Annotated in this window: 10 protein-coding genes and 3 pseudogenes; 9 read left to right on the top strand and 4 right to left on the bottom strand. The window is 68.7% G+C overall.

Annotated features, from left to right (window positions below; genetic code table 11):
* Window positions 1-66: 66 nt before the first annotated feature.
* Window positions 67-1,008 carry a GlxA family transcriptional regulator gene (locus ABD225_RS09700; RefSeq protein ID WP_344084201.1) on the bottom strand — a complete coding sequence of 314 codons (942 nt, stop codon included), beginning with the start codon at window positions 1,006-1,008 and terminating at the stop codon, window positions 67-69.
* 108 nt (window positions 1,009-1,116) lie between these two features.
* Between ABD225_RS09700 and ABD225_RS09695 the strand changes: the two genes are divergently transcribed.
* From ABD225_RS09695 to ABD225_RS09670, 6 genes and pseudogenes are all read left to right on the top strand, one after another.
* A complete protein-coding gene (locus tag ABD225_RS09695) occupies window positions 1,117-1,428 on the top strand; it encodes a putative quinol monooxygenase (protein WP_003941073.1) in 312 nt (103 codons plus the stop codon).
* Between the two features lie 50 nt (window positions 1,429-1,478).
* Window positions 1,479-1,559, top strand: a pseudogene (locus ABD225_RS09690) (heme-binding protein); the annotation flags it as partial.
* Between the two features lie 67 nt (window positions 1,560-1,626).
* A complete protein-coding gene (locus ABD225_RS09685) occupies window positions 1,627-1,749 on the top strand; it encodes a heme-binding protein (RefSeq protein WP_425564382.1) in 123 nt (40 codons plus the stop codon).
* A 140-nt stretch (window positions 1,750-1,889) separates the two neighbouring features.
* Window positions 1,890-2,168 (top strand): annotated as a pseudogene (locus ABD225_RS09680) (transposase); the annotation flags it as partial.
* 238 nt (window positions 2,169-2,406) lie between these two features.
* Window positions 2,407-2,808: pseudogene (locus ABD225_RS09675) on the top strand (IS110 family transposase); the annotation flags it as partial.
* A 13-nt stretch (window positions 2,809-2,821) separates the two neighbouring features.
* Window positions 2,822-3,979 carry a sulfide/dihydroorotate dehydrogenase-like FAD/NAD-binding protein gene (locus ABD225_RS09670; RefSeq protein ID WP_344084194.1) on the top strand — a complete coding sequence of 386 codons (1,158 nt, stop codon included), beginning with the start codon at window positions 2,822-2,824 and terminating at the stop codon, window positions 3,977-3,979.
* A gap of 149 nt (window positions 3,980-4,128) precedes the next feature.
* On the opposite strand, the gene ABD225_RS09665 is transcribed toward ABD225_RS09670, so the two are convergent.
* From ABD225_RS09665 to ABD225_RS09655, 3 genes are read right to left on the bottom strand one after another with little or no spacing between them, the layout of a single operon-like run.
* A complete protein-coding gene (locus ABD225_RS09665) occupies window positions 4,129-4,929 on the bottom strand; it encodes a transglutaminase-like domain-containing protein (RefSeq protein ID WP_425564386.1) in 801 nt (266 codons plus the stop codon).
* 30 nt (window positions 4,930-4,959) lie between these two features.
* Complete coding sequence (locus ABD225_RS09660; protein ID WP_344084188.1) at window positions 4,960-5,868, bottom strand: transglutaminase family protein; 909 nt, start codon at window positions 5,866-5,868, stop codon at window positions 4,960-4,962.
* Window positions 5,865-8,291: a circularly permuted type 2 ATP-grasp protein gene (locus ABD225_RS09655; protein WP_344084185.1), complete on the bottom strand. Its 2,427-nt coding sequence runs from the start codon at window positions 8,289-8,291 to the stop codon at window positions 5,865-5,867. The genes ABD225_RS09660 and ABD225_RS09655 overlap by 4 nt, the downstream gene beginning before the upstream one ends.
* Window positions 8,292-8,389: 98 nt before the next feature.
* On the opposite strand from ABD225_RS09655, the gene ABD225_RS09650 reads away from it, so the two are divergent.
* The 3 genes from ABD225_RS09650 to ABD225_RS09640 are packed head-to-tail and all read left to right on the top strand — an operon-like array spanning window position 8,390 to window position 11,729.
* Window positions 8,390-9,967: a circularly permuted type 2 ATP-grasp protein gene (locus ABD225_RS09650; protein ID WP_425564381.1), complete on the top strand. Its 1,578-nt coding sequence runs from the start codon at window positions 8,390-8,392 to the stop codon at window positions 9,965-9,967.
* The gene (locus tag ABD225_RS09645; protein WP_344084182.1) at window positions 9,961-10,890 is read left to right on the top strand and encodes an alpha-E domain-containing protein; all 930 of its coding nucleotides are present in this window, start codon (window positions 9,961-9,963) and stop codon (window positions 10,888-10,890) included. Before ABD225_RS09650 ends, ABD225_RS09645 begins: the two co-directional genes overlap by 7 nt.
* Complete coding sequence (locus ABD225_RS09640) at window positions 10,887-11,729, top strand: transglutaminase family protein (protein ID WP_344084179.1); 843 nt, start codon at window positions 10,887-10,889, stop codon at window positions 11,727-11,729. Before ABD225_RS09645 ends, ABD225_RS09640 begins: the two co-directional genes overlap by 4 nt.
* The last annotated feature ends 363 nt before the right edge of the window (window positions 11,730-12,092 follow it).

Here is a 12,092-nt window from a genome sequence, read left to right as displayed (position 1 = left end):
GACGCGACGTGCTGAGAGGTGGTTCCAGTCGAGCATTAGGACACCGGGTACAGGCATGGCGATAGGTCAGGAACGGCGTCGCTCCCTGCGTAGGAGGGAGCGCAGAGTCTCGGCGTTCGCGTAGCCGACCCGTCGCGCGATCTCGGCGGAGGTGAGGTCCGTGGTTGCTGAGAGGTGCCGAGCTCGTTCGATGCGAAGGCGTTGGACGAAGCCGAGCGGGGTGAGGTTGAGCGCCGCACGGACTCGTCGTTCGAGGGTGCGCCGGCTGGTGCCGAGCGACTGCGCGACGAAGGTGACGTTGAACGGTTCGTCCAGGCGGGCGCGCACGAAGCGTTCGAACTCGACGACGATCGGGTCCTCGTGCCGGAGATGTTCGTAGGCGACGAAGGCCGCCTGCGACGGACGCTCGTCGATGATGAGGAGCTTGGCGACATGTTGGGCCAGGTCGGGGCTGATCGATCGTACGAGTGAGAGCGCGAGGTCGATGTGGGCGAACGCGGCGCCGGCGGTGACGAGGTTCCCGTCGACCACGACCATGGTGTCGAGATCGAGGGCGACGGTCGGATAGCGCTTCAGGAACTCCGGCCCCAGGAACCAGCTGGTCGTCGCCCGCCGATGATGCATCCGTCCGGTCTCGGCGACAGCGAACACGCCGGTGCACGCCGCGGCGATCCGGGTGGTCGCCTCGTCGAGGCGCCCGAGCGAGGCGATGACCGAACGAGCATCTCGGCTCTGGAGGGCGTCGTGGGTAGCGGCGGCCGTGAGGGTTCCAAGCGCAGGGACGACGACCACGTCGAAGTCTGCGGACTCCGACAGCGGGTGGTCCACCGACAGGGTCATCGATGTTGTCGTGGTCACTCGCCGTTTCGGTCCGAGGATGGCGAGTTCGATCGGGTCGATCCGCGGGTCGACATCGCTGCGGGCTCCGTCGGCCACCCGCACGATGTCGATGATCGACGCGACCGCCGAACCGAAGCAGCCGTCGATCGCGATCAGTCCGATACGCATGGCGCGAACAATAGCAATACTGTCGTATACGCCACTTCTCACCTGCCCTTGCTCGTCATACGCTGAACTCGCTTCACCAAGAAACCTCGACACCTAGGAGAACCCCTCATGTCCACACCCGCATCACTTCCGTATGCCTTCGTCGCCAAGATCGTCGCGGCCGATGGACAGCACGACGCGCTCGCCGATCTGCTCGCCGGCGCTGTCGCGCTCGCCAACGAAGAAGTAGGAACGATTGTCTGGTTCGCGGTCAGGACCCACGCCGACACCTTCTGGATCTTCGATGCATTCCCCGACGAGGCCGCTCGCGACGCCCACGCCAACGGCGCCATCGTCGCAGCCCTGATGGCCAACCAGCACCTCCTCGGCGCAGCACCCGAGATCCTGGCGGCCGACGTCCTCGCGTCCAAGCTCCCGTAGTCCGCCCACGCACGTTCGCAACGCGAAGCACACTCGTCGCTCACGTACGGATGGACGGAGCGTGGCTGGGCAGCATCGACATCTCGATCAACAAAGCCTTCACGGCCCGCGCGTTCGACACAGCCACCAAAGACCTCGGCGACCTCGCCCAACCCGGTGAGCAGTTCTACGGCATCCACGCCTCCAACGGGTCGGGTGATGATCTTCGCCGGTGGCATCCCGCTCGAACGCGACGGCCAGGTCGTCGGCGCCGTCGGCGTCAGCGGAGGAACCGGTGACCAAGACCAGGCCGTCGCCGAAGCCGCCGCCAGCGCCTTCTGAGACCGACCCGCACCGAACCCGGCCCCCGGCCGGCAGCCCACCCACCGAAGGAGCCGCACCATGCGTGCTCTCGTGTACCACGGTTGTGAAGCGCCCCAGGTTTGATGCCGCTCCCTTCTGAGTCCAGGAGGATGAGCATCATGCCGAAGAAGATCGATCCCGAGCTGCGTGAGCGCGCGGTGCGGATGGTGCGTGAGCACCAGCAGGACTACCCGTCGGTGACGGCCGCGTCGAAGGCCGTGGCCGAGCGGCTCGGATTGGGCCGAGAGAGCGTGCGTCGCTGGGTGGCCCAAGCCGAGATCGACGCGGGCGCCAAGCCGGGCGTGACGAGCGAGGAGCACGCTGAGATCAAGCGGCTCCAGGCCGAGAACAAGCGGCTGCGCGAGGACGTGGAGATCCTCCGCGCGGCAACGACTTTCTTCGTGTCAATGTCAAAGTGATCGTGCCCGATCGGGGTTCGCTCGTTTCTTCGCTGGCCCGGGTTACGAACGGCACTCGGTGGCTTCTCTCCGATGTGCGGCCTCGGTCGGGCGCCCTGTCGGCAGCGGTGGCGTGGCTTGATAGGAGCCTGCTTGCGAGTTTCGCGCTGAATTGAGGCGTGCCCGCCTCGCTGCCGACAGGGCGCCCGAATAGCCCGTCGACGTAGGAGGTCCATGGATGGTCGTGATCGGCACCGACTCGCACAAGCGCACCCACACGGTCGTGGCGCTCGACGAAGTCGGCAGAAGACTCGGCACCAAGACGGTCCGGACCAACGCCGAGGGCCACCTCGCGCTGGTCGAGTGGGCCACACAGTTCGCCGACCACGACGAGCACGGCGTCAGGTTCGCCTTGGAGGACTGCCGCCACCTCACCCGCCGGCTGGAATCCGACCTCTTGGCTGCGGGTCAACGCGTGCTGCGGGTGCCGACTCGGCTCATGGCCGGTGCTCGCGGCAGCAGCCGCGAACCTGGTAAGTCCGACCCGATCGACGCCGAGGCCGTAGCCCTGGCTGCGCTACGTCACCCCGACCTTCCCGTCGCTGAGCTGGACGGACCTGCGCGTGAGGTCAAGCTTCTGTCTGATCACCGTCATGACCTGGTGGTTCAGCGGTCCCGCATCGCTCAACTGGTTCACCAAGTGGGGCACGATCGACCTGGAGCACAAGGGATCTCAAGAAACGTCCATCGAGGGGGTGTACTCCGGAGGAGACGCCGCCCGCGGCGGATCAACGGCGATCAACGCCGCGGGCGACGGCCAAGCCGCCGCGCGCGAGATCGTCGGGCATCTCGACGTCCCCGCCGACCAGATCCCGCTCATGGTGGCCAAGGCCAAGGACTACACCGAGCGCGCCTCGGCGAGCCAGGTCATCGTCGCCAAGGCGCACCTGGCCGACGGGATCGAGGAGATCATCGTGCACTCGCCGGTGATCGCCGAGGCGGCGCAGGCCGGTCAGTTCGTGCGCGTGCTGCCGTGGGAGGACGGGGAACTCATCCCGCTCACCCTCGCGGACTGGGACACCGAGAAGGGCACGATCTGCCTGGTCATCCAGGGCGTCGGCACCTCGAGCATAGAGATGAACCAGATGAACGTCGGTGACTCCTTCGCCGGGATCGCCGGCCCGCTGGGCCGGCCGAGCGAGATCAACGCCTACGACCCGGCCACCGAGACCGTCGTCTTCACCGCCGGCGGGCTCGGCCTGCCGCCGGTCTATCCGATCGCCCGCGAGCACCTGCGGCGCGGCAACCACGTCACGCTGATCGCCGGATTCCGTTCTGCCTCACTGCTGTTCTGGACGGGCGAGGACGAGCGGATGGCTGGGTTGCAGCGGGAGTTCCCGGACACGCTGGAGGTCATCTACGCGACCAACGACGGCACCTTCGGCGTCGAAGGTTTCGTCACCACGCCGCTGGAGACCATGCTCGAGGCTGCTCGAGCGGGGACCGGTCGGCGCATCGCCGAGGTCGTCACCATCGGCCCGCCGCTGATGATGCGGGCCGTCGCCGATCTCGCCAAGAAGTATGACGTGCACACCGTCGCCAGCCTCAACTCCATCATGGTCGACGCCACCGGCATGATCGGCGCCTGCATGGTCCCGGTGACCATCGAGGGCAAGACCGTGCGCAAGCACGCCTGCATCGACGGCCCCGAGATCGACGCCCACATCATCGACTGGGACAAGTTCCTGCCCCGCTTCGGACAATTCCGCAAGCAGGAGCAGGCCAGCCGGGCCCGCCACGGCCTGGCTTGAGGGTCGATCGCTGCCGGACCCTACTCGCGGTCAACGCCCGGCAGCGGTCGATGCCCTGGACCCGAAAGCCAGTGGAGAGTGCACGACACGCCGTAAACACCGAGTGTTAACGGCGTGTCGTGCGCTCTCGACGGGGGTCGCGTCTCGTCTCAGGCCAGCGAGACCAGCGCGGTGACGTCGTCGTCGGGGAGGGCGGGGGACATCGTCGCGTTGACCTCGATCCCGGTCAGGTCGAGGCGCCCGGAGTGCACGGTGAGGAACGCGGTGTCGGAGGCGTCGCGGCCGGTCGCGATCCGGACCATCCCGGCGCGCGGGGCGAGGGTGGTGGCGTCCACGACATACCACCGATCGTCCAGACAGGCTTCGGCCACGGCGTGGAAGTCCATCGGCGACAGACCCGGGGCATAGACCGACAACAACCGCGCTGGCACGCCCCGCGCCCGCAGCAGCGCGATGACCAGGTGGGCGAAGTCGCGGCATACTCCGGCCCGGGACAGATAGGTCTGAACGGCGCCGTCGGTCGGGCGGCTCGAGCCGCTGACATAGGCGAGCCGCTGGCCCACCCAGGAGCTGACCCCGTCGAGCAGGTCCTTGCCGGCCAACCCCTCGAACTCGGCCGCCGCGACCTCGGCGAGGGTGTCGGATTCGCAGTAGCGGCTCGGCCGCAGATAGAGAATTCGATCAGCCGGACCGTCGTGTCGTGGATCGATCGGCAAGTCACCGAAAAGCTTTGCCGCATAACGCACTTCGAGCGTGCCAACAGGCGTCTTGGGCACGATGTGCAGGCGCGTGTCGTGGGTCGAGACCACCTGTTCGAAAGGCACGGGCGCACCGTCGACGGTGATGCTCAGCTCTTCCTCCGAGGGGCGGTATGCCGTGGCGAGGCTCAGCACGATCTCCGCCTCCTGCGTCACGCGGGCGGTGAGGTGGGCGGAAACGTCGCGGGTCAGCGCGGGATTGTCGGTCATGGGGGGGTCCTGTCAGTCGGGCAATCGAGTGACGTCCACGCTGACGTCGAGGGAACTGCCGCTTCCCTCGGTGAAGATCACGCCCTTGAGTGGGGAGACGTCGCGGTAGTCGCGGCCCCAGGCGGTGATCAGGTAGCGCGAGTCTGCCACACAGTCGTTGGTCGGATCGAGATCGAGCCAGCTGCCGTCCGGCGTGCGCACCGACACCCACGCGTGGGTCGCGTCCGAACCCTGAAGTTTGGGTTTGCCCGGCGGCGGGCTCGTCTCGAGATAGCCGCTAACATAGCGTGCCGGGATGCCCACGGAGCGCAGGGCGCCGATGGCCAAGTGGGCGAAGTCCTGACAGACACCGGCGCCGATCTGCAGCAGTTGCGGCAGGGTGGTGCGCACCGTCGTCGCGCCCTTGGCATAGCGGAAGTCGGTGAAGATGCCCGTCGTCAGAGCGGCCAGCCCGGCGCCCAGGCCCGCGTCCGGGGGGAGGTAGCGCTCGGCATATGCCCGGACCTCGGGGGCAAGGTCGACCAAGGTGGAGGGCAGCAGGTATGCCGCGCGCTCCAGCGGCGCCTCCCTGTCCGGGACCGCGGCGGCGGCCGCCACGGTCCACGCGTCCAGGGCACCGAGGTCGGGCGCGGGCCGGTGGACCCAGAGAATGCTCTGCTTGGCCACGCGCAGGGTGCGGTGCGGGGTGTGGATCTCGAGATAGTGGCTGTAGTTGCCGAAGAGGTCGACATGCTCCACGAAGGCATCGGGCACCGGGTCGATCTGCATGGTGTGCTCGAGCACCTGCTGCTCGGGGGTGTCTCGCGGACGCAGGCAGGCCCGGCCGTAGGACGAGGTGACATCGTCGGGATAGGCATATGTCGTCACATGGCGCACCTCATAGCGCCGCGACGAATGATGTTCGGCGCGAACGGCTTTCACCGCGGCTCCTCGAACGCCAAACCGGGCGAGCGGTGCCGCAACGTGGTCGTGTCGAGAGCCTTGGACACGGCGCGCACGGACGATTCCAGGTCGCGCAGCCACGCCGTCAGCCGGTCGCGGTCCCGGGCCAGGGCGACGATGTCGCCGCCGTCGAGCACCGTGGTCGCGGCGCTCAGGGCTTCGCGCACGGGCGTCTTCACCGTGCCGACATCCGCGACCAGCTGGGTGAGTTGATAGGTCAGCGCGCGGGGGTTGCTCGCGTCGGTCAGGAGCAGGTCCAAGGCGATCGCGAGGCGCGTGTCGGCGGGGTGCCGCTCGGCGACCCGGCGGCGGTGGGAGATCAGGCTCTCCCGAGACCGCAGGACCGCATCGAGCACGAGCGTGTCGACACGGCGGGCATGCGGTTCGCCGAGGGCGTGCCGCAGCAGCCGCACGGTTTCCTGGGCGCGCTCGACCCGCCGGCCGGCGTCGAAGAAGGCCCAGCTGGCATCACGGATCATGCCTTCGGCGGCGATTCCGGAGAGCGCGAGGAAGGACTCGATGGTGCGGGCGAGCACGGATTGGAGTTGTTCGCTGGGGTCGATCGGCGTCGTGAGGGTGCGTTCGAGCCGGCTCAGGACGATCCACGTGTCGAGCGAAAGGACTTGTCGCACTTGACCAGCGGCGCGTGCTGCCCGGCGTGCCGAATAGCGCACCGTCCCCGAGCGGGCGCCGTCGAAGGTGAGCGTATGCAGGTGCGCGAGCGGTGCGCTCGGCCGGTCCGCCTGCTGCCGGGGAGCGGCGTCCCGCCGGGAGGGTCGGTCGCGGTGCACGACGGTGACGCCGTCGATGGCGTCGAGAAGCACCTGCATCGCCTCGTATCCGGGTGTGCCGGGGCGCCGCACGTGGTCCTCGACGAGGTCGTCGGCCACCATGATCAGCCGGGCGGTGGACTCCGCGCGCTCGGCATACCGGCCGAACCAATACAGGTCGTCGGCCGCGCGTGGCGGCAGCGGGACCGACGCGACGCGCCCATGACTGCCGGTGATCATCGGCTCGGCGGGTGTCGCCCCGGACGCGCGCGGCCCCGGGCCTTCGCCGACGACCCATACGTCCTTGGCGATGGCGTCGCGTAGTCCCGGCACGCGGCGGTCACCGGCCTCCGTGGCCAGCCGCGCCAGACCGCCCGGCAGCACCACCGGGCTGCCCGAGCCGGCGACGGTGAAGGTGCGCAGCACACTCGCGCGGGGGCTCAGCCCGTCCGGTGTGACGACGTCGTTCATCCACGGCGGCAGCACTTCCGATGCCGCCCAGGCCCACGGTTGCGCCTGGACCCGCGTCCACAGTTCGGCCCGCTCCGCGGCGGTCAGGCCGGCGACGAAGACCCGCGGGTTGTCGGGCGCGGGAGAGATCGGGGCGAGTTGCAGGTCCTCGAGATGGGCACCGACATACCGCAAGGACTCGGCGTCGCCGCACCACCAGGTGCGGGCGGCGGGCAGCAGCGGGTCCTGATCGAGGAGGGCGCGGCTGATCGCGGGCAGGTATGCCGCGAGGGCCGGGTTCTCCAGCACCCCGGCGCCGATCGGGTTCACGACCGTGACGATGCCGCGTCGGGTGGCCTCGACGAGCCCGGGGACCCCGCCCCCGGGGCCACCTGTCAGATCCAAGGGGTCGGCCCGGCCGCCGTTGACGCGCCGCACGATGACATCGATGGGTTCGGGCCGATCGGTGGTGCGCAGCCACGCGCGTCCGCCGTCGAGGGAGAGGTCTTCGGCGTGCACGATGGGGAAGCCGAGGAGAGTGGCGGTCAGTGCCTCATCGAAGCCCGTCTCACCACCTTCGGGATCGGTGAGGATGGCCACGTGAGCCAGGTCGCTGGTCTCGCTTGCGCTCTCTTGCAACGCGATTCGCATGGCGTCGAAGAATTCCCGGAGCCGGCGCAGATCGGTCTCGCGGTGCACCGCGGCCAGCGCGCGGGCCGTGACCCGGCGGGTGGCCATCGCATAGCCCGCGCCGACGGGCGCCTGGGTCCGGTCGGCGAGGAGGCGCCATTCGCCGGCCTCGTCGCGGCCGAGATCCGTCGCGGTGAGCAGCAGCCGGTGGCGGGTCGATATGCCGTCGGCCTGGGCGACGAACTGCGGATGGCCGATGATGATCTCGGCCGGCAGGACCCCACCGTCGATCAGTCGCCGCTCGCCATAGATGTCGGCGAGGAGCAGGTCGAGCAGTTCGGCACGCTGGGCAAGCGCGGCTTCGAGGAGAGCCCAGTCAGCCGCCGGTATGACGAGTGGCAGCGGGTCGAGTCGCAGCGGGTGCGGACCGTCGGGGCCGTCCGGGCCGACCGCGATCCCGTCGTCCTGCACCAGTTGTGCGACGGCCCCCCGCCGCCGGAGCAGGTCCTGAGGGGTCAGTGCGGCGAGCGCGGCCAGAAGTTGCGAGGGCATCGCGCCCAGACTATGCGCCGGGTGCCACGCGTGGGCGGGCGGCGGGTGGCGTTGATCGCGAAACACGCCCGAAACCCGAGGGCCGTATGTTGCGGCCTGTGAGCGCGTGGATCGATGACTACCGCCCGGGCGGGGGTGTCTATGACGAAATGTTCACGGCCGACCGACAGGTGCGGCCGGCATACGAGCAGGTCGTGGGAGGTCTGGAACGGATAGATCCCACCGAGATGCGCACGCGGGTGGAGTTCCTGCAGCACATCTACGCCGATCAGGGGGTCACCTTCGACATCGGCGGTCAGGAGACGCCGTTCCCGCTGGACCTGCTCCCGCGGGTCATCCAGCCGGCCGATTGGGCCGTCGTCGAGGCGGGGGTGCGGCAGCGGGTGGCTGCGCAGGAGCGCTTCCTCGCCGACATCTATGGCGAGGGTGATCTCTTTCGTGATGGCGTCATCCCGCGGCAGGTCGTGACGAGTTCGCACCACTTCCATCGGGCGGTGGCCGGGCTGCGGCCGGTCAACGACGTGCGCATCCACGTCGCCGGCATCGACCTGATCCGCGACCCGGAGGGCCGGTTCCGGGTGCTGGAGGACAACTTCCGGGTGCCGTCCGGGGTCTCCTATGTGATGACCAACCGGCGGGCGATCACCTCGGCGTTGCCGGAAGTGGCGGGGGAGCATCGCATCCGTCCGGTGCAGACCTATCCGAGCCGGCTGCGGGCCGCGCTGACCGCCTGCGCCCCGCGCGGCATCGACGATCCGACGATCGTCGTGCTGACGCCGGGGGTCTACAACTCGGCATACTTCGAGCACGCCCTGCTCGCCCGGATGATGGGCGTCGAACTCGTCGAAGGCCGGGACCTGTTGTGCCAGAACGGACATGTGTCCGTGCGGACAACTCGAGGCTTGAGCCCCGTGCACGTGATCTATCGCCGGGTGGATGACGAATACTTGGATCCCTCGCAGTTCCGCGCCGATTCGCTGCTCGGGGTCGCCGGGCTGATCAATGCGGCTCGCCGTGGCAATGTCACGATCGCCAATGCCGTCGGCAACGGGGTCGCGGACGACAAACTGGTCTATACGTATGTCGGGGATCTGATCCGCTACTACCTCGGTCAGGAGCCGGTCCTTCCCGGCGTCGACACGTGGCGGCTGGAGGAGCCCGCGCACCGCGAGGAGGTGTTGGACCGGCTCGATGAGCTCGTGGTCAAGCCGGTCGACGGCTCCGGTGGCAAGGGGATCAGCATCGGGCCGGCGAGTTCGCGCGCGGAGCTGGATGCGTTGCGGCAGCGCATCATCGACGATCCGCGCGGGTGGATCGCCCAGCCGGTGGTGCAGCTGTCGACGGTGCCGACGGTCATCGACGGCACGCTCGCTCCGCGGCATGTCGACTTGCGGCCGTTCGCGATCAACGACGGGTCGGACGTGTGGGTGCTGCCGGGCGGCCTGACCCGGGTGGCCCTTCCGGAAGGCGAGCTCATCGTCAACTCCAGCCAGGGCGGCGGGTCCAAGGACACGTGGGTGCTGGAGGATGACAGCGCACCGGAACCGGTCGTCCTACCCAACGCCTTTGTGCCCGAGTCGATCTCGCTGTCGGTGCAGCCGCCGGATCACAACATGGTCGAGCCGCACAGCAAGCAGCAGGAGCAGCAACAGCAAGGAGGCGCGGGAGGATGCTGAGCCGGATCGCCGAATCGCTCTATTGGATCGGCCGCTATGTGGAGCGGGCCGAGGACACCTGCCGGATCCTCGATGTGCACCTGCAGCTGATGGTAGACGACCCGTCGACCGATCCGCAGGAATCGGCGACGACCCTGCTCGCCGTGCTGGGCATGCCGGGCACGACCGGACCGGTGGCGCCGGAAGAACTGCTCACGATGCTGCAGTACGACCACACCTCCACGTGCTCGGTGCTGGCGTCCTTGGAGGGTGCCCGGGAGGCGGCCCGCAGGGCGCGGGAAACGGTGTCGCCGGAGATGTGGGAGAGCCTGAACGCGACGTGGAATGCGGTGCGCGCCGGGCAATTACGGCGGATGCGGCCGGTCGCGGGGTTGACATATGTGCGGGAGCGGTGCGCGCTCATCGCAGGCATGGCCGACTCCACGATGAGCCATGACGAGGGCTGGCATTTCCTGCGGCTCGGGCGAGCGATCGAGCGGGTGGACATGAGCGCGCGGCTCATGCTGTGGGCGGCGGTGAGCCGGCGATCGTCGTCGGCGTGGAACAACGCGTTGCGCGCGTGCGGTGCTATCCATGCCTTCCGGCGCACCCATGGCGCGGCCACCCTGGATGAGGACGCGGCGGAATTCCTGCTCGTCGACCGGCTCTTCCCCCGCTCTGTCGTCTATTCGCTGACGATGGCGGAGTCGGCGCTGGCGGAGCTCGAACCCGGCTCTCTGCGAAGCGGTTTCGACAGCGAAGCATTGCGCATCCTGGGCCGGGCCCGCACCGAGCTGGAGTATGAACCGTTGAGCGAGTTGCTCACCGAGCTGCCGGAGGCTTTGGCCCGGCTGCAGCAGGTGTGCATCAGCGTCGACGCGGCCATCAGTCAGCGGTATTTCGTCGGGGCGCTGTCCCCGGCGTGGACGGGAGGCGGCGTATGAGCATCACGCTGCGCGTGACCCATCGCACGGGCTACCACTATGCCGGCGCCGCGACATCGTCCTTCAACCAGGCGCGGATGACGCCGGTGTCCAATGTCGACCAGTCGGTGCTCTCCACGCGCATGGAGGCCTCACCGCCGGCGTGGACCCATGCCTTCGTCGACTACTGGGGTACATGGGTCACGGCCTTCGAGGTGCATCGCCACCACGAGGAGTTGCAGGTGCTTTCGACGAGCACCGTCGACGTCCACCGGCGGCAGGACGTCTACCGCTCTGCGTCGTGGGAGACGCTGCGGTCACCCAAGGTCCTCGACGACTTCGCGGAGTACCTAGAGGAGGGGCCGCTGGTTGCCGCCGCGCCGGAGCTGGCGGATGCAGTGCGCGCACTGGCCGAATCCAGCGCTGCACCAAACGAATTCGTCACGTACGTGCGGGATCTGGTCGGTCAGCGGGTCTCCTATCTCCCCGGCGTCACGAGCGTGACCACGACGGCTGAGGAGGTCTGGACGAAGGGCGCCGGCGTCTGCCAGGACCTGTCGCACCTGCTCATCGGGGCTCTGCGTAGCGCGGGGGTGCCGGCCCGATATGTGTCGGGCTACCTGATGGCCGGTGACGGGGCCGTGGGTGAGCCGACCACAGGGGAGTCGCATGCCTGGCTCGAGTTCTGGGCGGGCGACTGGGTCGGCCTCGATCCGACCAACTCGGGTGAGGTCGCCAACCATCACATCGTCGTCGGCCACGGTCGCGACTATTCCGATGTCGCGCCGCTGCGCGGCATCTTCACGGGCGGCCCGGCCGTGGACATGTTCGTCGAGGTGTCGGTCACCCGGCTGCGGTAGCGCCGCGCGCGCATGTCAATGGCCGCCGCCGTTCTCGGACCGCAGCAGCAGGCGTCCCACGATCCCGACGGCGAAGACGGCCCGAAGGCGGTGCCGACACTGATGTTGATGTCGGCACGGCGCAACCGACGCGCGCCAGAGTCGAGTGGGACCTGACCCCCGGCAGCTACGACCGCGGCCTGCCCGGGCAGTTGAGTCGTTAGATCGAGTGTCTACCGCGTGTCTGCGTGACGGGCGGAGCGCACTGGGTGAAGCCCAGAGGGGCAGTCGAGGAGCGAAGCCGAGCGAGGAACGAGGCTCATCGAACTTGACCGGGCACCTCGCTGATCGCAGCTGAGGCTCGCCGGTGTTGACGAGTACAGG

Origin of the sequence: Nostocoides veronense, assembly GCF_039531185.1 — a bacterium.
In the GTDB taxonomy this organism is placed as follows: domain Bacteria; phylum Actinomycetota; class Actinomycetes; order Actinomycetales; family Dermatophilaceae; genus Nostocoides_A; species Nostocoides_A veronense.
The sequence above is the reverse complement of the archived record's forward strand: the minus strand, read 5'-3'. Positions and strand labels throughout refer to the sequence as shown.